Below are 20,026 nucleotides of genomic sequence, written 5' to 3' on the forward strand. Positions count from 1 at the left end.
CACACCTTGCTGACCTGCATGGACACCGCGTTCCGCGGTCTCGGGCGGCCTCCGGTCCGATCACCAGTCGGTACAAACAAGGTCAATTGACGGGAGATCGACGGTCTCGGAGAGATATGGAATCGAGTTCAACCTTGGCTGGAATGGTCATCCTGCGACATGCCGTGCGCGGTGGCCGAAGACCGCCCGCACCCCGCGTGGACCCGGGCACCCGGCCCCGCCGGGGACTACGCTTCACCGGTGATGGACAACCCCGTACCGCCCCGTGCCGCCGGCCCCGGGCCCCGCCGACGTGATCGCCACGGCCGGGGCATGCGCGGCCCGATCGCGCCACCCCAGGTCCCGCTCGCGGCGAGCCGTGCCGAGGCGTTCGCGGACCTGGTGCAGGACTCCGTGGAACGCCTGGAACGACGGTGGCCGCAGCTCGCCGACATCGATTTCCTGGTCCTGGAGGTCCCGCACCTGGGCAGCCCCGACGGCCGGACCTGGAACGACGAGGCGGTCCCGCTGGGCGGCGCCGTCGCCGCGCGCGAGGGCCGCCCCGCGCGCGTGGTCGTCTACCGCCGTCCCGTGGAGATCCGCACCAAGGGCCGCGAGGAACGCGCGGCCCTGGTGCACGAGGTGGTCGTCGAGCAGGTCGCCGAGTTGCTGGGGCTGACCCCGGAGACGGTCGACCCGCGCTACGGCGAGGACTGAGCGGCTACTTCAGCAGCACCGACAGGTCCTGGTCCGCCTCCGGCACCCGGACCATGCCGCGGTCGTCCGGCAGGGTCTGCACCGTGAAGCCGGGGGCGCCGTCCTCGGTGGCCGCCAGGGTCCGTGCCGCGTGGACGGGACCGCCCGACACCGGCTCGACGGTCAGCGCGAACGTGCCCTTCAGCCCGCTCGGGACCGGCAGTTCGACGTCCTGTGTGGTGCCGCCCTTGATCGTGTACGTCCTGGAGACCGCCTTGCCGCCGTCGCTGCCCGCCGACGCCGTCACCTTGACCTGTGCGGAGCGGCCGGGGGCGACGAGGGAGAGCGTGGCGCCCTTGGCGCTGTTGTCGGCGGCCGTGGCGCGCCGGCCGATCGCGTGCGTGGCGGGGATGAACGCGGTCTCCTGCTTGTCGCCCTTGCCGCGGGTGACCCGGACCGCGGCGACGACCGGCACGGACTGGTCGGTCGGCGTCAGCACCAGCGAGCCGGCCTCCCCGCGCATGACGTCACCCAGGTCGACGGCGGTCGTCATGCCCGCCTTGACGTGCAGCGTCTCGTTCCCGGCCGGCGTGATCAGACCGGAGGGGGAGGCGAGCCGCACCTTCAGGTCGGCGTCCGCGTCCCCGGGCGTGAAGGCGACCAGGCGTACGTCGGTCGCGTCCTTGGGGATGCCCGGCAGGACCAGGCTGGGCGCCGGGTCCGTGGCCGCGGCCAGCCAGTCGCCGCCGATCTTGTCGTCGAGCGCCTGGACGGCGGCCCCGACCCGTCCGCTGCGCACGTTGACGTGCACGGTGAGGTTGGTCTGCCGGTCGCTGACGAGCGTGGACAGCAGGATCGGCTCGCTGGAGTGCGGCGGGACGGTGATGTCCTCGCCGGCCGGGGCCGCCAGGGCGCCCTCCTTGCCGTACAGCTCGACGTCGACGACGGCCGCCGAGTCGTCGGGGTTGGTCAGGTGGACGTAGTCGGTGCGGTCCGCGTCGGTGCTGGCGCCGGGGAACCAGAACTCCGTGTCGGCCGGGGCGCAGGCGACGCCCTGGAGGCCGCGTCCGGTGCCCGCGGCGACCTCGGTGGTCTCCTGCACGGTCCAGCCGGGGGCGAGACTTCCCGTGGCGGTGCCGACGAGCGCGGGCGCGTCACCGCCGGAGGTGTCACCGGTGACGGGGGTGCCGGGCTTCTCGGGCGTGAGGACCGGCTTGGCGGTCTTCTTGCCGCCCTTGCCGCCCTTCTCGCCCTTGTCGTCCTTGTCCTTCGCGTCCCCGCCGTCCCCGGAGTCCTGTGCCGCGGCGGCGAGTTCGGCCTTGCCGGCGTTGCCCGCGCCCCGGGTGACGGGTGTGAAGGACGTGTACGAGGTCTCGGCGAGGTCGGAGATGCTCGGGCTCGGGCAGAGCAGGCTCGTGCGCTCCACGGGCAGCTCGGCTGCCGCCTTGGCGGTGTCCGGGCCGGACGCCTCGGGCGCGGTGAGCGTGGCGAACCCGGTGACGGCGGCGAGAGCGGTCGCGCAGGCGATCAGGGACACGGTGGTGCGGTTCACTGCTGGCTCCCGTCGGGACGCTCGCCGTGCTGCTGCGGCTGCGCCGGGTCGTACGTGGCGTCGTAACCCTGCTCGTACGGCTGCCCGTACTGGTCGTACGACGGCTGCTGTCCCTGGCCGCCGTAGGCGTAGGGGTCGTACTGGCCGCCCTGGTACGGGTCCGCGTAGCCCTGCTGGTCGTAGCCGCCCGCCGGGTACTGCTGGGCGGGCTGGTACGGGTCGCCGGCGTAGGAGGTGTACTCGGCGTTCGTGTGGCTCGCCTGCTCCCAGTCGCCGTAGGACTGCTGCTGCGGGACCGGCACCGGGGTCTCCCGCGCGTCGGGAGCGTCGGGCCGGTCGCCCTGGGGGGCCTCGTCGGCCTCCGCCTGGGCGCGCAGGCGGCGGGCGCGGCGGCCCTCGCCCTCCGTCGCCTGGGCGGGGATCGCCCGCTCCTCCTCGGGGAGGTCGTCGTCGATGTCGCGGCGGCGGCCCGGCAGGGCGAGGACCACGAGGACGAGGGCGAGGAAGCCCTGGGCCCACAGCCAGGCGGTGTGGGTGATCGGGTCGTCGTAGGTGACGTCCAGGGTGCCGCCGGAGGCGGGGAGTTCGAAGCCCTGGGCCCAGCCGTCGACGGTGGTCGGGGTGAGGGGCTTGCCGTCCAGGGTGGCCGTCCAGCCCTCGGCCGCGCTGTCGGCGAGGCGCAGGGTGCGGCCGTCGGCGCCGGCCGGGATCGTGGTGTGGATGTCGACGGGGCCCGCGGCGACCGGTGTCGGGGTGCCGGAGCCGGAGACGATGGTGGCGCGGGCGACGTCCTGGTCGACGCGCCACAGCGCGCTGCCGTGCCGCTGGCTGAGCCGGGTCAGGCCCGGGGTGGCGTCCAGGACGCGGGTCACCTCGCGCGGGGCGCCCTTGTGGATCAGCACGTACCGCACCGCGAACTTGCCGAGCTCGTCGGACTGGTCGGCGCCGGAGCCGGCGACCAGGTTGGCGACGACCTTGTCCAGGCGGCCGTTCTCCCCGTCGGAGGCGGCGAGTTCGGCGTCGCCGAGGCGGACGCCGGAACCGCGGACCAGGGTGTAGCCGACGTGGGCGGCGGAGTCGCTGTCGAGGACGAGGGTGCGGGCCCGGTCGCTGTTGCCCGCGTCCTCGGCGACGAACGCGGGCACCTGCACCGGGTCGCGCCGCTCCAGGGGGCCGTCGGCGCCGCGCAGCATCCAGCCGGCGGCGATGAGCAGCGGGCCCGCGGCGGCGGCGAAGGCGATCAGCGCGGCGACCGGCTGGCGCCAGCCGAAGCTCTGCTCGGCGACCCGCGCGCGTGCCCCGTCCGCGCCCAGGACGGCGGCGGCCAGCAGGGCGAGGCCGTAGACGAGGGTCGCCGGGCCTGCCCAGGTCGAGCCGTTGGACAGGACCGCGAAGACCAGGCCGACCAGGGCGACCGCCCAGGCCGCCCAGATGCCGGGCTGCCGCTCGGAGCGCAGCAGGGCGGCCAGCGCGGCCAGGACGACGCCGATCAGCATCAGGCCGCTGACCGTGCCGGGGCCGCCGGGGCTCGCGCCGAGCAGGTCGGTCGCGGAGGCCGCCGACGAGCCGTACTCCAGGCCCGCCTCGTCGAAGAAGCCGAACGGCAGCAGTGTCAGCGACCAGGGCGCGAGGATCAGCAGGGGCGTGCCGAGCTGGGCCAGGAAGCGCGGGCCGTAGGCGGCGATGTCGGCGCGGCGCACGGCCAGGACGCCGAGGGCGAGGATCAGCGCGATGGGCCACACGATCGGCGTGAACGCGGTGGTGATCGTCAGCAGCAGGGCGTAGGCCCAGGTGGCGCGCCAACTGCCGCGCGTGTCGGGCGACTTCGTGAGGCCGGCGGCCGCGACGCCCGCGCGGGCGATGAGCGGCAGCAGGATCGCGAGGACGGCGGTGCCGAGGCGGCCGCCGGCCAGCGCGCCGGTGGCGGCGGGCAGGAAGGCGTACACGACGGCCGCCCACGCGCGCAGGAGCCGGGACTCGACGAGCGGGCGGGAGGCGAAGTAGGCGGTGACGCCGGCCAGGGGGACCGAGCAGACGAGGAGGACGGTGATCGCGACGCCCGTCGAGCCGAACAGCACGGAGGCGAGCATCGCGACGAGCGCCAGGTACGGCGGGGCGGGGGTGGTGCCTCCGGTGCCCACCGCGTGCCAGGAGTCCAGGTAGCGCGACCACAGCTCGCCGGAGTCGGCCGGGGCGGGCAGCAGGGCGCCGCCCGCGAGCGCGCCGCCGCCGAGGAGCGCGCGGCAGGCGGCCAGCGAGACGAGCAGCAGCACCAGGAAGAGCACCGGTCCCGGCTTGCGGGCGATGCGCTTGACGCGTGCGAACTGCTCGATCTCCAGGAAGTCGGCGTCGTCGCCGCCGGGTCCCGACTCGACCGCGCCGCCGTGCCGCCCCGCGCCCGAGGTGGCCTCGGGGTCGGAGCTGCCGAACAGGTCGCCCGCGACCTGTTCGACGGTGGCCCGCACGGTCGCGCCGGGCGGCGGGAACAGCGGCCGCAGCTCGTCCTTGTCGACGACCGGCGTACCGCGGCTGCGGCGTCCGGCGATGATCCGCTCGGGCCGCAGCAGGGTGCCGAGCAGACCGCGGATCTCGTCGAGGGCCTGTCCGGGGACCTTGCCGACGAGGTAGGCGACCGTCCTGAGCACGGTGCCGACGACGAGCCGCACCAGGATCCAGGGCAGCAGGGCGGTACGGCTGTTGACGAGCAGGGTGTAGGCGGCGCCCGCCTTGTCGACCTTGTGCGGGGAGGCGGCGGTGCGGCCGACGCAGTCGACGGCGCGGCGCTCGCGGGAGGCCGCCTCGGCGTGCCGGACGACGGCCTCGGGGGCGACGAGGACGCGGTGGCCGGCGGACTGGGCGCGCCAGCACAGGTCGACGTCGTCCCGCATCAGGGGCAGCCGTCGGTCGAAGCCGCCGAGTTCCTCGAAGACGTCGCGGCGCACGAGCATGCCGGCGGTGGAGACGGAGAGCACGGGCCGTACCTGGTCGTGCTGGCCCTGGTCCTGTTCGCGGCGGTCCAGGCCGGTCCAGCGGCGGCCGGAGTGGGCGATGGTGACGCCGACCTCCAGGAGCTGCCGCTTGTCGTACCAGCCGCGGAGCTTGGGGCCGACGACGGCGACGTCGTCCCGGCCGAGCTCCAGCTCGTTGTCCACGACCCGCAGCAGCTGGGCCAGGGCGTCGGGTTCGGGGGCGCTGTCGTCGTGCAGCAGCCACAGCCACTGCACCGGCTCTCCGTGCGGGAGTTCCGGCAGGTCGTAGGCGTCGTCGCGCCACGTGCGCGTGACGGGGTCCCAGCCGCTGGGCCGCTTCAGATAGGGCAGCTCCTCCGGGGTCAGGAGGGGCGCGCTGCGGTTGGCCTCCTCGACGGCCTGGCCGAAGCCGGTGCGGCGGGCGAGGTGGAGGACGCGGTCGGGGCCGAGGGCCTCGGTGACCAGCCGCGCGGAGTCGTCGGCGCTGCCGGTGTCGGCGGCCACGGCGAACTGGACGGGGCGCTCCTGGCCGAGCAGCCCGGCGAGCGCCTCGGGGAGCCAGCGGGCGCCGTCGTGGGAGACGAGGACCGCGGTCACCACATGACGCGGGAACTCAGGAGTGGCAGCGTCGTGGGCTGCCGTGTGGCTGTGCACGGACATCGAGGTACGGGCCCCGGTTCGGTGGACTGCGGTGGACACCTGTGCCGTGTGGGGGCGGGGTGTCTCGGACGAGCGACCACACTATCGGCTGCCCATGACGACGGCCCGCCGCCTGTGGACAACCCACCCGCGACGGGCCGTAAGTCCCGTATGTGCGTGCGACGCCTTGCCGCGCTTCCCGCGCGACGTCCTGACGGCGTGCGCGTGCCGTCGGTCTCAGACGGCGGCCTTCTTCAGGCGGCGGCGCTCCCGCTCCGACAGACCGCCCCAGATGCCGAACCGCTCGTCGTTGGCGAGGGCGTACTCGAGGCACTCGGAGCGGACCTCGCACGACAGGCAGACCTTCTTGGCCTCGCGGGTGGAGCCGCCCTTCTCGGGAAAGAAGGACTCGGGGTCGGTCTGGGCGCACAGCGCGCGCTCCTGCCAGCCGAGTTCCTCGTCCGCGTCGTCGACCAGCAGTTGCTGCACCGTCTCGGTCATGTGCGCCCCTCGTCTGTTTCGCGTCCCCGTGCGGTGGCCGTTACCGATTTCGGCTGAACGACACGAGTGAAATTACAAGTGTGCTGCTCCGGGCGAGTCAAGCCGAGATCTGCTATTGGGCCCCTTATTCACTCTGCGGAACCAAGGCCTAGCGGAAAGTGTTCAAATCGCCATAAACCTTGACAAGCAGACGGGGCCCGGGAGGGCTGTCGCCCCCGCAGGACCTGTACCAAGGAGGACGCCCAGGACTTCGTTCCCGTTCCGCGCGCCCGGTGAAGCGCCTTGTGTCCCCGAACCCTTCTGAACAAACCTTTCACCTCTCAGATGAACCGGATGAGGTGAAACCGGTCCCACCTACCGGTGTCGAGTTGACAGTGCCGGTGTGAACCGCTGTCCTTGTGGGCATGCTCGCGAACTTGGCACTCACCTCGACCCGCACCGCCGGGTCCCACGGTGCTGCCCGCGCTCGCTGTAGCTGTTGCTGTCGCTGTTCCAGCTGTTGAGCCCCACCCGCTCCGGCTGAAGGCCGCGTCACCGCGCGTGACCCGGCTCCTCGTTCCCTCTGACCTTCTTTCACTGAGGAACCACGCACCCATGAACAGCGACAACGACCTCCAGATCGCCGGTGACCTCCTCGAGGTCCAGCACCTCCTTCAGCCGCCGCGCGAGCACCCGGCCACCGTCGCCGAGTTCGTCGGCCTGGCCCGCGCGATCGCCGCCGACCGCTCGGAGTGGGAGCACCTGGTCCGCTACGACGCCACCACGCGCTGGTACCACCGGCTGCGCACCGGCCCCGGCTACGAGGTCTGGCTGCTGACCTGGGTCCCCGGTCAGGGCAGCGGGCCGCACGACCACGGCCGCTCCTTCGGTGTGCTGACCGTCCTGGACGGCGAGCTGACCGAGCGCACCGAACGGGGCACGCGCACGTTGGCGGCCGGCGCCCAGCGGGTCTTCGCACCCGGCTATGTGCACGAGGTCGTCAACGACACCCTGGAGCCGGCCATAAGCCTGCACGTCTACTACCCGGGCCTCACCGAGATGCCGATGCACACCGCCCCGCACTGCGAGGCGCGCACCGAGCCGCGTCCGGTGACCGCCTGACGCGTTGTCGTACCCGCCTGCGAGACTTGAGCCATGCGAATCGTGGTTCTGGCAGGCGGCATCGGCGGTGCCCGTTTCCTGCGCGGTCTGAAGCGGGCCGTGCCGGACGCGGACATCACGGTCATCGGCAACACCGGGGACGACATCCACCTGTTCGGGCTGAAGGTCTGCCCGGACCTCGACACGGTGATGTACACGCTCGGCGGCGGCATCAACGAGGAGCAGGGCTGGGGCCGCGCCGACGAGACCTTCCACGTCAAGGAGGAGCTCGCGGCGTACGGCGTGGGCCCGGAGTGGTTCGGGCTCGGTGACCGGGACTTCGCCACGCACATCGTGCGCACCCAGATGCTCGGCGCCGGCTATCCGCTGAGCGCGGTCACCGAGGCGCTCTGCGACCGCTGGCAGCCGGGCGTCCGGCTGATCCCGATGTCCGACGACCGCGTGGAGACCCATGTGGCCGTCGAGGTCGACGGCGAGCGCAAGGCGGTCCACTTCCAGGAGTACTGGGTGCGGCTGCGGGCCTCGGTCCCGGCGGAGGCGATCGTGCCGGTGGGCGCGGAGCAGGCGAAGCCGGCCCCCGGCGTCCTGGAGGCGATCGCCGAGGCCGACGTGATCCTCTTCCCGCCGTCCAACCCCGTCGTCTCGGTCGGCACCATCCTCGCCGTGCCCGGCATCCGCGAGGCGATCGCCGAGGCCGGGGTGCCGGTGGTGGGCCTGTCCCCCATCGTCGGGGGCGCGCCGGTGCGCGGCATGGCCGACAAGGTGCTCGCCGCGGTGGGCGTGGAGTCCACGGCGGCGGCGGTGGCCGAGCACTACGGGTCGGGACTGCTGGACGGCTGGCTCGTCGACATGGTCGACGCGGGCTCCGTGGAGCGGATCGAGTCGGCGGGGATCCGCTGCCGGGCCGTACCGCTGATGATGAGCGACCTCGACGCGACCGCCGAGATGGCCCGGGCGGCACTCGCGCTGGCCGAGGAGGTGCGGGTCTCGTGAGCACGGACGGCTTCCGCGCGTGGGCCGTGCCCGGCCTGCCCGAGGTGGCGGCGGGCGACGACCTCGCCAAGCTGATCGCCGCGGCCGAGCCGGGGCTCGCCGACGGTGACGTCCTGCTCGTCACCTCGAAGATCGTCTCCAAGGCGGAGGGCCGGATCGTCCGGGCCGCCGACCGGGAGGCGGCCATCGACGCCGAGACCGTCCGGGTGGTGGCCAGGCGCGGCGCCCTGCGTATCGTCGAGAACCGGCAGGGCCTGATCATGGCCGCGGCCGGCGTCGACGCCTCCAACACCCCGGCCGGCACGGTGCTGTTGCTGCCCGAGGACCCCGACGCCTCCGCCCGGACGATCCGTGAGGGGCTGCGCGAGCTGCTCGGCGTCGACGTCGGCGTCCTCGTCACCGACACCTTCGGGCGCCCCTGGCGCGCGGGACTCACCGACGTCGCGATCGGCGCCGCCGGTGTGCACGTCCTGGACGACCTGCGCGGCGGCACGGACGCGTACGGCAATCCGCTCAGCGCGACGGTCGTCGCCACCGCCGACGAACTCGCCGCGGCCGGTGACCTGGTGAAGGGGAAGGCCGCCGGGCTGCCCGTGGCGGTGGTGCGCGGGCTGGCGCACGTGGTCGCCGAGGAGCACGGCGAGGGGGCGGGCGCCCTGGTGCGCGGCGCGCGCGACGACATGTTCCGGCTCGGCACCTCCGAGGCGATCCGCCAGGCGGTGACCCAGCGCCGTACCGTGCGGGCCTTCACGGACGAGCCGGTCGACCCCGGTGCGGTGCGCCGCGCGGTCGCCGCCGCCGTGACCGCGCCGGCGCCGCACCACACCACACCGTGGCGTTTCGTACTGCTGGAGTCCGAGGAGTCGCGGACGCGGCTGCTGGACGCGATGCGGGACGCCTGGGTCGCGGACCTGCGGCGCGACGGCAAGACCGAGGAGTCGATCGCCAAGCGGGTCAGGCGCGGGGACGTGCTGCGCAACGCGCCGTACCTGGTGGTGCCGTGTCTCGTGATGGACGGCTCGCACCACTACGGCGATCCGCGTCGCGACGGGGCCGAGCGGGAGATGTTCGTCGTCGCGACCGGGGCCGGGGTGCAGAACTTCCTCGTCGCGCTGGCCGCCGAGCGGCTGGGGTCGGCGTGGGTGTCCTCGACGATGTTCTGCCGGGACGTGGTGCGCGAGGTGCTCGAACTGCCGCAGGACTGGGACCCGATGGGGGCGGTGGCCGTCGGCCATCCCGCCGAGGAGCCACGGCCGCGGCCGGACCGGGACGCGGGGATGTTCATCGAGGTGCGGTGAGAGCGGCACATCCGCACCCCTGGTGCCTCTACGCTCGTAGGACTCTCACCGGGCCCTCACAGGCCCGCTCCGCCTCACCCGGGACTTCCATCGTGGCAGGACGCTTCACCCCCCGGCCCACGCGTACGACCGTGCGCGGCGGGCATGTCGGGGTGCCGTCCGGGGTGCCGCGGCCGGTGCCGGCCCCGGGCCGGACGCGCACGTACGTGCCGGACGGGCCCCTGGATCTCGGGCTGGTGCTCGGTCCGCTGCGGCGGGGACCCGCCGACCCCACCTTCCGGGCGATGCCGGACGGGTCGGTGTGGCGGGCCAGTCTCACGCCCGCCGGTCCGGGGACGCTGCGGGTGTCCGCGGTCGGCGGCGAGGTGCGTGGGGAGGCGTGGGGGCCGGGGGCGGAGTGGCTGCTCGACGGGCTGCCCCGGCTGCTGGGCGCGGGCGACGACCCGTCCGCGTTCGCGCCGCGGCACCGGCTGCTGGCCCTGGCGCAGCACCGGCGGCCCGGGCTGCGGCTGACGCGCACGGGGCTGGTCCTGGAGTCGCTGATCCCGTCGGTCCTGGAGCAGAAGGTGACGACCGACGAGGCGTACCGGGCCTGGCGGCTGCTGGTACGCAAGTTCGGCGAGCCGGCGCCGGGGCCCGCGGCCGGGGGGCGCCTGTGGGTGATGCCGGCCCCGCGGACCTGGGCGCTGATCCCGTCCTGGGAGTGGCATCGCGCCGGCGTCGACAACAAGCGCGCGTCGACGATCCTGCGGGCGGTGCGGGTCGCCGCGCGCCTGGAGCAGGCGGTCGGGATGGCTCCGGCCGAGGCGCAGGCCCGGCTGGAGGTCGTGCCGGGGATCGGGCCCTGGACGTCCGCGGAGGTGGTGCAGCGCAGCCACGGGGCGGCGGACGCGGTGACCGTGGGGGATCTGCATCTGCCGGGGATCGTCGGCTGGGCGCTGGCCGGGGACCGGGACGCGGACGACGCCGTGATGCTGTCGCTGCTGGAGCCGTACGCCGGGCAGCGGCATCGGGCGGCGCGGTTGATCCTGCTGAGCGGGCGGACGCCGGGGCGGCGGGCGCCGAAGATGCCGCGGGTGGACATCGGGCGGTGGTGAGGGCGGGGTGCGCGCCGGCTGTCCCTGGGTGTTCTCGCCCCCGCCGCCCCTGCCCGTCCCGACCCTGGGGGCTGCCGCCCCCAGACCCCCGCTTCGGCCCTGGACGGGCCTCGTCCTCAAACGCCGGACGGGCTGGAATCACTGGTCCGAGGAGAACCGCACCGCCCCCGCCGGGATCCGCGCGTCGCACCACACCCGCGCGCCCTCGCGCAGTTCGTTGTCGGCGCCGATGACCGCGCCGTCGCCGATGACCGTCCCGGTCAGGACCGAGCGCTCGCCGACGCGGGCCCGGGTGCCGATCAGGGAGTCCGTGATCACCGCGCCCGGCTCGATGACCGCGCCCGGCAGGATCGTGCTGCCGAAGACCCGGGCGCCCTCGGCGACGAAGGCGCCCTCGCCGACGACCGTGCCGCCGGTCAGCTTGGCGTCGGGGGCGACGGTGGCCGTGGGCAGGACGAGACGGTCGCCGCAGCGGCCGGGGACGGCCGGGGAGGGGGCGCGGCCCAGGACCAGGTCCGCGGAGCCCCGTACGAAGGCCGCGGGGGTGCCCAGGTCGAGCCAGTACGTGGAGTCGACCATGCCCTGGAGGTGGGCTCCGGCCGACAGCAGGTCGGGGAACGTCTCGCGCTCGACCGAGACCGGGCGGCCCGCCGGGATCGTGTCGATCAGGGAGCGGCGGAAGACGTAGGCACCGGCGTTGATCTGGTCGGTGACGATCTCCTCGGGGGTCTGCGGCTTCTCCAGGAAGGCGAGGACCCGGCCGGTGGCGTCCGTGGGGACCAGGCCGTACGCCCGGGGGTCGGTGACCTTCGTCAGGTGCAGGGAGACGTCCGCGCCCGTCGACTCGTGGGTGGCCACCAGGGCGCGGATGTCGAGGCCGGTGAGGATGTCCCCGTTGAACACCAGGATCGGGTCGTCGGGCGCGGAGTGCAGACGGGAGGCCACGTTGCGGATGGCGCCGCCGGTGCCGAGCGGCTCCTCCTCGGTGACGTACTCGATGTGCAGGCCGAGCGCTGAGCCGTCGCCGAAGTACGGCTCGAAGACCTCCGCCAGGTAGGAGGTGGCGAGGACGATGTGGTCCACGCCCGCCGCTCTCGCCCGGGCCAGCTGGTGGGTGAGGAAGGGGACACCGGCCGCGCGGACCATGGGTTTGGGCGTGTGGACCGTGAGCGGGCGCAGTCGCGTGCCCTTGCCGCCGACCAGGAGGATCGCTTCTGTCACCTGTGTCTCCGCTTCCTGCCGGTGACCGGCCGAACTGTCTTTCGGCCGGTCAGTGTATGCAGACCGTGGTGCGGCGCCTTCGACGGCGGTGCGGTGCGTCCGCCGCGTGCCCCCGGACGGCGGTGGAGGTGCCTGGGCGTGGCCCCGCGGTTCGTCAACGTCCCTGGTAGCGGGCCGCGGTCGAGCGGGCGGTGCCGAGTTTGCGGTAGAGCTCCCAGCCGGGGCACGCGGTGGAGAAGCCGTCCCGGTGGCCGGAGATCACGTTCAGTCGTACTTTCTTACCCTTTCGGTAGAGATTGCCACCGCCCGACTTCAGGTACGTCTTGCCGCGCGGGTTGGCGCCGAAGAGACCGAGCTTCCAGGCGGTGAGCCGGGCGACCGCCTTCACGGACGCGGCGGACGGGCGGCTCGCGCCGAAGGTGCCGAGGACGGCGATCCCCATGCTGTTGGTGTTGAAACCGAGAGTGTGTGCGCCCAGGACCGGCTTCGCCACGCCACCGGCCCGACCCTCGTAGATCTTCCCGCACTTGTCGACGACGAAGTTGTAGCCGATGTCGCGCCAGCCCATGCTCCTGACGTGGTAGCGGTAGATACCGCGGATGACGGAGGGCGCCTGCGAACACCGGTAGCCGTTGCCGGTGGCGGTGTGGTGCACGAAGGCCGCCTTGACCTTCGTGGTGTAGACGAACTTCTTCTCGCGCAGCTTCTCGTCCGCGCCCCAGCCGCGCCGGGTGACGATACTCGGGCGCGGCCCGATGAACGGCTTGGCCCTCTGCTGCTCCGTCAGTGCGGCGCCCCGCAGGGCCAGGAGCTCCCGTTCGGTCCGCGCGCGGTCGAGCGCGGGGATCTCCAGGGCGCCGAGGGGGGCGAGCCCGGCGTTGGCGGCGGAGGCGGCGTTCACGGCGGAGGCGGCGGTGGACTCGCCGCCGAGGGGGCCACCGACGGCGCGTGTGCCGCCCGCCGGCGCGTGTCGTTCGGGCGCGGCCCGGCCGGGGTCCACGAGTTCCAGGCGCAGCCCGGACGGCAGGGCGGCGGCGCCCGCGGCGCGCGACTCCCCGCGCGCCTCCTCACCGGCTCCCTCCACCGCCCCCTCCTGCGGGTGCGCGACGGCACGCACGCGTACCTCCACGCCGTCCGACTCCCCCACCCACAGCGGTGCCGTCGCCCCCCGCACCCGGCCCGAGGCGCGCTCGGCCGCGTCGGGGTCGGCGCCGTCCTCGCCGTAGTGCGTCTCGACGTCCTGCCAGCCGGACCAGGTGCCGGACGCGAGCGCGCGTGTGCGTACCTGGACGCGGCCGTGCAGGGCGGTGTCCGGGTTGTCCCAGACGACGCCGACCAGCGAGAAGGGGTGCACCGCGCGGGCCGGCAGGCCCTGTTCGGCGGCGGAGCCGAGGACGCGGTCGGCGGCGAGCGGGGTGAGGGGCAGGGACTGGGTGCTGCCGGGGACGGACAGGGAGCGGGCACCGCCGGCGACGGGCGCCTCCGCGTTCGGCACCGGCCGCGCGACGGTCGCGGCGGCGGGTGAGGTCAGCGGAAGGGCGAGGGCGGTCGCGCACGTGACACCGATCGAGGAAGCAAGAAATCCACGCATGCCAACGATCCTGGACAGGACGGGACATTTCCGCCATCGGGGAACTGACGGGTCGTCGGCTGACGTTGGGCCGAACCGGCGACCCGGACCCTCGCTGCGCGACGCCGCCCCCGCGTACCCTTGCACGGGTGACGACCACCGACCGCACCCCTGCCGACCTGCTGCGTTCCGCGCTCGCCGCGGACGCCGGACGCCCCCTGGTGACCTTCTACGACGACGCCACGGGCGAGCGCGTCGAACTCTCCGTGGCGACCTTCGCCAATTGGGTGGCCAAGACCGCCAACCTGCTCCAGGGCGAGCTGTCCGCGGAGCCCGGCGACCGGGTGGCCCTGCTGCTGCCCGCGCACTGGCAGACCGCGGTGTGGCTGCTGGCCTGTTCCTCGGTGGGCGTGGTCGCGGACATGGGCGGCGACCCGAAGGCCGCGGACCTCGTGGTGAGCGGGCCCGACACACTGGACGCGGCCCGCGCCTGCTCCGGTTCGCGGATCGCCCTCGCGCTGCGCCCGCTGGGGGGCCGCTTCCCGCAGACCCCGGACGGCTTCGCCGACTACGCCGTCGAGGTACCGGGCCAGGGCGACCGGTTCGCCCCGTTCGCGCCCGTCGACCCCGACGAGCCCGCGCTGATCGTGGCGGGGCGGGAGTTCAGCGGGGCGGAGGTCGTCGAGCGGGCCACCGCGGAGGCCGCCGGGCTGGGGCTGACGGGCCCGGGGGCACGGCTGCTGTCGGGACTGCCGTACGACACCTGGGAGGGGCTGCGCGCCGGGTTGTACGCGCCGCTGGCCACGGGCGGGTCCGTGGTGCTGTGCCGGCACCTGGAGCGGCTGGGTGAGCAGTCGCTGGCGCAGCGGGTCGAGAGCGAGCGGGTGACCGCCACGGCTCGGTGAGGGCCGGGGGTGCCGTCCGGCCATGAGGGGTGCCCGCGGTTCCGTGGGGCGTCCGGTGCCTCCCCTCCCCCGTTCGGCCCCTCACCGCTCCCCTCGGAGCCGGCATCCGCGCCATGGTCGTAGGAGCAGCCGCACCACACGCTCGTACGCCATGAGGGGTGGATTCCGCCGTGACCGACACCGCAGGTACGCCCTCCCCAGGCACCCTCGGTCCGGGGACGGGGGCGTCCGCGTCGGGGCGAGGGCTGACGCGGCGGCGGCGCAGGCGGTGGCTGCGGTACGGGGCGGTCGGGGCGGGGCTGGTCCTGGTGGCCTCCGTGGGGGCCGGGTGGGCGGTGTACGCCAAGCTCGACGGGAACATCAGGGCGGACGACGCGGCGGCCGCGGAGCTCGCCCGGTACGAGAAGGAGCGGCCCACCGCCCTCGTCAAGGACGCCCAGAACATCCTGCTGATCGGGTCCGACTCGCGCTCCGGCGACGGCAACGCGCGCTACGGGCGGGACTCGGGGACCGAGCGGTCGGACACCACCATCCTGCTGCACCTGTCGGCCGGCCGGCGCAGTGCCACCGCCGTCTCGCTGCCGCGCGACCTGATGGTGGACGTGCCGGGCTGCCGGCGCCCGGACGGCAGCCGGACCGAGCCGATGTTCACCATGTTCAACCACGCCTTCCAGGCGGGCGGTTCGGCCTGCACGATCCGGACCGTGGAGAGGCTGACCGGGGTGCGCGTCGACCACCACGTGGTCATCGACTTCCACGGCTTCAAGGACATGGTCGACGCGGTCGACGGCGTCCGGATCTGCCTGGCCGAGCCCATCCGCGACCAGGCCGCCCGGCTGCGGCTGCCCGCGGGCAGGGTGACGCTCGACGGTGAGCAGGCGCTCGGCTATGTGCGGGCCCGCAAGTCGCTCGGCGACGGCAGCGACACCGACCGGATGGACCGGCAGCAGCGGTTCCTCGCGGCGCTCGTCAACAAGGTGCAGAGCAATCACGTCCTGCTCAATCCGGTGAAGCTCTATCCGGTGCTGGACGCGGCGACCTCCTCGCTGACCACCGACCCCGATCTGGCGAACCTGCGCGGCCTGTACGACCTCGCGCGCGGGCTGCGGGACATCCCCACCCGCCGCGTGCAGTTCCTGACCGTCCCCCGGGAGCCGTACGTCCACGACGCCAACCGCGACCAACTCGTGCGGGCCGAGGCGGTGACGCTGTTCGAGCGGCTGCGCACGGACGCGCCGGTGGTGGTCGGCGAGGAGACTCCGCGGGATTCCGCGACGAAAAGCCCCAATTCGAGCGACGTTTCGCAAGAAGAAGCGGATGCCCCCGCCGAGTCGTCCGACGACGACCACGAAGAGGACCGCGACTACGAGGAGTACTTCGACAGTTACTACGACGACCACGGCCGTTACTACGACGGAAAGCCGGGCGCCAAGCGGCCCGACGAGCCCGTGGCGGCCGTCTCGCCCGCGCCGACTTTCCGCGGGAACACCGCCGCCGAGGACACCTGCGAGTAAAGCGCTGACCAAGCCGACGCACAGGTGTCCAAGGAAATGGGGCGGATTGACCAGTTGTAGGGACGTGGAATTTGTCACCGTCGTCGCTTGACGCTGAACTGGGCGGATAGTGTGAGCGATCCTGTGCATCCGACTGCGAGGGCTTCCTCGGGTCGGGCACTGTGTGACCGAGACCCGAGCGCCTTTGAGGGGGAAGGCGCCGCGTGGCCCCGACGGAGGACTCAGACAACCGTGGACGCGCAAGGCCGTGGGCGGGCGGACGACATCGACCCCGCAGACCAGTGGGTACTCAATCCGCGCACTGGCGAATACGAACTGCGACTGACTCCTTCCGCACCGCAGTCAGCGGTGCCGGGACCCCGCAGAGCCGCACCCCGCTCCCGGGGCGCGGACGCCCCCGCCAAGGCCGCCCGTGGCCGGTCGGCGGCACCGGGACGTACGGCGCCCGCCGAGGCGCCGGGCCGGGACGTGCCGCCACCGCGCAGACGCCGTGGCGCGCCGCCCGAGGAGCCGCTGCCGGGGCGCCGCAACCGGCGGCCGGTCAAGAAGAAGGCCAGGGCGAAGAAGGCCGTGCTGTGGACCGGGGGCGTCATGGCCTTCGTCCTGGTCGGCACCGCCGGGGCCGCCTATCTGTACCTCAAGCACCTTGAGGGGAACGTCACCACCGAGGACGTCGGCAACGTGGCGGACGACGGCTTCAGCAAGGACGAGGCCTTCAACATCCTGATCATCGGCACCGACAAGCGGACCGGGTCGGGCAACGAGGGCTACGGCGACAAGGGCAGCGTCGGGCACGCCGACACCAACATCCTGCTGCACGTCTCCAAGGACCGTACGAACGCGACCGCGATGAGCATCCCCCGGGACCTCATCGTCGACGTGCCGGACTGCGAGGGCGAGGACGGGGTCATCGCCGGCACGCAGAACGTCCGCTTCAACACCAGTCTCGGGCAGGACGGCCGCAACCCCGGCTGCACCATGAAGACGGTCGAGGAGCTCACGGGCATCGACGTCAACCACTTCGCGATGGCCGACTTCAACGCGGTGAAGACGCTGACGACCGCCGTGGGCGGCGTGGAGGTCTGCCTCGCCAAGGACGTCGACGACCCCGACTCGCATCTCAAGCTCTCCGCGGGCAAGCACACCATCGAGGGCGAGCAGGCGCTCGCCTTCGTCCGCACCCGGCACAGCTTCGGCAACCAGGGCGACCTGGACCGCATCAAGGTGCAGCAGCAGTTCATGAGTTCGCTGATGCGCAAGATGACCTCCGGCGACACCCTCACCAGCCCGACCAAGCTGATCAAGCTGGCCAACGCCGCCACCAAGGCGCTCACCGTCGACACCGGCATCGGCAAGGCCAGCACGCTCAAGGACGTGGCGCTGGAGCTGAAGAAGGTGCCGATGAAGAACCTCACCTTCACCACCGTCCCGGTCAAGGACAACCCGGCCGAGGTGGTCAAGGCGACCGTCGTCGTCGACGACGCGAAGGCCCCGAAGGTCTTCAACATGATCAAGAACGACATCTCCTTCACCGCGGTCAAGGCCAAGGAGAAGAAGGAGAAAGCCGCGGTCGCCGCCCGCCTGAAGGGCACCAAGTCGGACGCCTCCGAGGTGCGGGTGCGCATCCTCAACGGCGGCGCCCCGGGCGGCAGCGCCCAGGAGGAGCTCACCTACCTCCAGACCGAAGAGGGCGTGACCAAGTCGGAGAACGCGGGCAACGCCGACAAGGGGCAGGCGAGGACGACCCTGGAGTACGCCCCCGACCAGGCGGACCAGGCGCGCAGGCTGGCCGCGATCATGGGGCTGTCGGGGTCGGCGCTGAAGCCGGGCGAGAGCGTCACCAACTCCCAGGGTCTGCCGACGATGACGCTGACGCTGGGCGAGGACTTCAAGGGGGCCGGGGTGAAGTTGAACTCCTCCTCGGCGGAGACCCCGGACGTCCAGAAGACCACGGCCAACGAGGTCAAGTGCGCGAGCTGAGGTGAGCGCGGACAGAGGTCACGTGCGCGCCGAGTCGAGCGCGGACGAGGTCACCTGCGCCGGCTGAGTTGAGCGCGTGTTGACCATGTGAAGTGTGACCTGGCAGGCCTGTCGTACGTCTAACAGGGCGTACGGCAGGCCTGTTCAGTGCTGCGAGGGTGGGGAGGGGACGGAAAGATGACCCAGAACAGTGTGCAGGGGGAAGCAGCGCGACGGGGTGTTCCGCAGGCTCGGGCGGGGTCCGGGGAGGGCGGCGGGGACAGACCTGGCAGACGCCGGGCACGGCCGCGTCGCAGGCACCGCGTGCTGAGATGGTCCGCGACGACACTGGCGGTGCTGATACTCGGCACCGCCGGCGCCGGGTACCTGTACTACCAGCACCTGAACGGCAACATCGACAAGGGCGAGCGCAGCAGCGGCGACTCCAAGGCGAGGAAGAGCGCGCCCAACTCCGCCGGGCAGACCCCGCTGAACATCCTGCTGATCGGCTCCGACAGCCGCGCCTCCGACGAGAACGTGAAGCTCGGCGGGAGCAAGGACACCCGCTCCAACCCGCCGCTGGGCGACGTGCAGATGCTGATCCACCTGGCCGCGGACCGCAGGAGTGCCGCGGTGGTGAGCATCCCGCGGGACACCCGCGTCGAGATCCCCAAGTGCACGGACCCCGAGACGGGTGAGACCTATCCGGCGACCAACGACATCATCAACCGGTCGCTGGCGCGCGGCGGTGCCGGCTGCACCCTGGCCACCTGGCAGAACCTCACCGGGGTCTACATCGACCACTGGATGACCATCGACTTCGCGGGCGTGGTGAGCATGGCGGACGCCGTCGGCGGCGTCGAGGTCTGTGTGAACCAGAACGTCCACGACCGCCCGCTGCCCGGGGTGCCCGGCGGCTCCGGTCTGCGGATGGAGGCCGGCCGCAAGGAGATCAAGGGCAAGCAGGCGTTGCAGTGGCTGCGCACCCGCCACGCCTTCTACAGCGACCTGGGCCGCGCCAAGGCGCAGCACATGTACATGAACTCCATGATCCGCACGTTGAAGAGCCAGAACGTGTTCACCGACAGCGGGCGTCTGATGGATCTCGCCGAGGCGGCCACGACCTCCCTGAAGGTCTCCGAGGAGATCGGCTCCGTGAAGAAGCTGTACGACCTGGGCAAGCAGCTCAAGTCGGTGCCGACGGACCGGATCACCATGACGACGATGCCGAGCGTCGAGGACACGGCGGACCGCAACCACCTGCTCCCGGCGCCCGGCGGCGCCGAGAAGATGTGGCAGATGCTCCGCGACGACGTGCCCTTCGACGACAACGGCACGGGCAAGAAGCAGAAGAAGGCCAAGGAGAAGCTCTCCGAGGACCCGGCGGCCGCCGACGACGAGATCGGTGTCGTGGTACAGAACGCCACCAGGTCCAGCACCCTCGCCCCGGTCTCCGGCCGCGCGCGGACGATCAGCGGGCTGCTCCAGGAGAAGGGCTTCGCCCGGGCGTCGGCGGACACCTCGGCGACGCTCGCCGAGGACCGGACCGTGGTGCGCTATCCGAGCGCGGACCTGGAGGGCGACGCCCAGCGCATCGCCAAGTCCCTCGGGATTCCGCTGAGTTCGGTGAAGAAGTCGACCGAGGTCTCCGGCGTCACCCTCCTGGTGGGCGCCGACTGGCGCGAGGGCACGACCTATCCGAAGGAGTCCGCCCCGAAGGCCGGGGACCTCCCGAAGGACGCCGACGAGATCAACGGCGCGGACAGCGGTCAGTGCATGGACGTGTACAAGCCGTATCGCTGGTGATCTTCCGAGGGTGGCCCGGGCTCCCCACAGCCAACTCCTAAGTGTGCGCGGAAGGATGAGGCCTCCTCACGTCCCCGGCATCGGACAGCGCCTCGACAGCGCATTCGACAACGGTTCTCGCGTACGCTTCCGACGAGGCGGACCAGGCACACAGCCGGCCGCCGGGCTTGGGGAGGCTCGGCAGTCCGTCCGGCGCAGGGTGGGGAGGCAAGGAGTTGGCGCAGAG

At 72.9% G+C, this 20,026-nt stretch carries 14 protein-coding genes; 9 read left to right on the forward strand and 5 right to left on the reverse strand.

The annotated features are described in order from the left end of the window. Positions 1 to 243 precede the first annotated feature (243 nt). Entirely contained in the window at positions 244 to 696 is a 453-nt protein-coding gene (locus tag ACH41F_RS17205; RefSeq protein WP_391232325.1) for a metallopeptidase family protein, read from the forward strand. A 4-nt stretch (positions 697 to 700) separates the two neighbouring features. Here ACH41F_RS17205 and ACH41F_RS17210 read toward each other — a convergent pair whose 3' ends face one another. The 3 genes from ACH41F_RS17210 to ACH41F_RS17220 all read right to left on the reverse strand — a co-directional run bounded on the left by ACH41F_RS17210 (position 701) and on the right by ACH41F_RS17220 (position 6,336). Further along, positions 701 to 2,227: a DUF5719 family protein gene (locus ACH41F_RS17210; protein ID WP_398836432.1), complete on the reverse strand. Its 1,527-nt coding sequence runs from the start codon at positions 2,225 to 2,227 to the stop codon at positions 701 to 703. Continuing rightward, positions 2,224 to 5,856, reverse strand: a complete 3,633-nt coding sequence (locus tag ACH41F_RS17215) for a glycosyltransferase (protein ID WP_391231580.1) — start codon at positions 5,854 to 5,856, stop codon at positions 2,224 to 2,226. The genes ACH41F_RS17210 and ACH41F_RS17215 overlap by 4 nt, the downstream gene beginning before the upstream one ends. A 216-nt stretch (positions 5,857 to 6,072) precedes the next feature. Then, on the reverse strand, positions 6,073 to 6,336 hold the full coding sequence (locus tag ACH41F_RS17220) for a WhiB family transcriptional regulator (protein ID WP_020137941.1): 264 nt from the start codon (positions 6,334 to 6,336) through the stop codon (positions 6,073 to 6,075). 594 nt (positions 6,337 to 6,930) lie between these two features. Between ACH41F_RS17220 and ACH41F_RS17225 the strand changes: the two genes are divergently transcribed. The 4 genes from ACH41F_RS17225 (at position 6,931) to ACH41F_RS17240 (ending at position 10,825) form a co-directional block, all read left to right on the forward strand. Then, positions 6,931 to 7,437: a cysteine dioxygenase gene (locus ACH41F_RS17225; protein WP_398836436.1), complete on the forward strand. Its 507-nt coding sequence runs from the start codon at positions 6,931 to 6,933 to the stop codon at positions 7,435 to 7,437. 33 nt (positions 7,438 to 7,470) lie between these two features. Next, positions 7,471 to 8,430, forward strand: coding sequence for a 2-phospho-L-lactate transferase (cofD, locus tag ACH41F_RS17230; RefSeq protein WP_391231582.1), 960 nt, complete (start codon positions 7,471 to 7,473; stop codon positions 8,428 to 8,430). Then, positions 8,427 to 9,728 (forward strand): coenzyme F420-0:L-glutamate ligase, encoded by a 1,302-nt coding sequence (locus ACH41F_RS17235; RefSeq protein WP_391231583.1) that lies wholly within the window; start codon positions 8,427 to 8,429, stop codon positions 9,726 to 9,728. The genes cofD and ACH41F_RS17235 overlap by 4 nt, the downstream gene beginning before the upstream one ends. 92 nt (positions 9,729 to 9,820) lie before the next feature. Continuing rightward, positions 9,821 to 10,825 (forward strand): DNA-3-methyladenine glycosylase family protein, encoded by a 1,005-nt coding sequence (locus ACH41F_RS17240; protein WP_391231585.1) that lies wholly within the window; start codon positions 9,821 to 9,823, stop codon positions 10,823 to 10,825. A 138-nt stretch (positions 10,826 to 10,963) separates the two neighbouring features. On the opposite strand, the gene ACH41F_RS17245 is transcribed toward ACH41F_RS17240, so the two are convergent. Continuing rightward, the gene (locus ACH41F_RS17245) at positions 10,964 to 12,046 is read right to left on the reverse strand and encodes a sugar phosphate nucleotidyltransferase (protein WP_398836440.1); all 1,083 of its coding nucleotides are present in this window, start codon (positions 12,044 to 12,046) and stop codon (positions 10,964 to 10,966) included. 154 nt (positions 12,047 to 12,200) lie between these two features. Then, the gene (locus ACH41F_RS17250; RefSeq protein WP_391231587.1) at positions 12,201 to 13,637 is read right to left on the reverse strand and encodes an N-acetylmuramoyl-L-alanine amidase; all 1,437 of its coding nucleotides are present in this window, start codon (positions 13,635 to 13,637) and stop codon (positions 12,201 to 12,203) included. 128 nt (positions 13,638 to 13,765) lie between these two features. Between ACH41F_RS17250 and ACH41F_RS17255 the strand changes: the two genes are divergently transcribed. The 4 genes from ACH41F_RS17255 to ACH41F_RS17270 all read left to right on the forward strand — a co-directional run bounded on the left by ACH41F_RS17255 (position 13,766) and on the right by ACH41F_RS17270 (position 19,800). Next, positions 13,766 to 14,521, forward strand: a complete 756-nt coding sequence (locus ACH41F_RS17255; RefSeq protein ID WP_391231588.1) for a TIGR03089 family protein — start codon at positions 13,766 to 13,768, stop codon at positions 14,519 to 14,521. Positions 14,522 to 14,691: 170 nt separating this feature from the next. Further along, entirely contained in the window at positions 14,692 to 16,035 is a 1,344-nt protein-coding gene (locus tag ACH41F_RS17260) for an LCP family protein (RefSeq protein WP_391231589.1), read from the forward strand. A 231-nt stretch (positions 16,036 to 16,266) separates the two neighbouring features. Further along, positions 16,267 to 18,015: an LCP family protein gene (locus ACH41F_RS17265; protein ID WP_391231590.1), complete on the forward strand. Its 1,749-nt coding sequence runs from the start codon at positions 16,267 to 16,269 to the stop codon at positions 18,013 to 18,015. A 177-nt stretch (positions 18,016 to 18,192) separates the two neighbouring features. Further along, positions 18,193 to 19,800 carry an LCP family protein gene (locus ACH41F_RS17270; RefSeq protein WP_391231592.1) on the forward strand — a complete coding sequence of 536 codons (1,608 nt, stop codon included), beginning with the start codon at positions 18,193 to 18,195 and terminating at the stop codon, positions 19,798 to 19,800. The last annotated feature ends 226 nt before the right edge of the window (positions 19,801 to 20,026 follow it).

It is taken from the genome of Streptomyces sp. NPDC020489 (assembly GCF_044386545.1).
GTDB lineage: Bacteria > Actinomycetota > Actinomycetes > Streptomycetales > Streptomycetaceae > Streptomyces.

Coding starts and splice junctions, on each gene's coding strand:
- ACH41F_RS17220 (WP_020137941.1), bottom strand. CDS start 6,336: ATGACCGAGACGGTGCAGCAACTGCTGGTCGACGACGCGGACGAGGAA.
- ACH41F_RS17205 (WP_391232325.1), top strand. CDS start 244: ATGGACAACCCCGTACCGCCCCGTGCCGCCGGCCCCGGGCCCCGCCGA.
- ACH41F_RS17215 (WP_391231580.1), bottom strand. CDS start 5,856: ATGTCCGTGCACAGCCACACGGCAGCCCACGACGCTGCCACTCCTGAG.
- ACH41F_RS17250 (WP_391231587.1), bottom strand. CDS start 13,637: ATGCGTGGATTTCTTGCTTCCTCGATCGGTGTCACGTGCGCGACCGCC.
- cofD (WP_391231582.1), top strand. CDS start 7,471: ATGCGAATCGTGGTTCTGGCAGGCGGCATCGGCGGTGCCCGTTTCCTG.
- ACH41F_RS17225 (WP_398836436.1), top strand. CDS start 6,931: ATGAACAGCGACAACGACCTCCAGATCGCCGGTGACCTCCTCGAGGTC.
- ACH41F_RS17270 (WP_391231592.1), top strand. CDS start 18,193: ATGACCCAGAACAGTGTGCAGGGGGAAGCAGCGCGACGGGGTGTTCCG.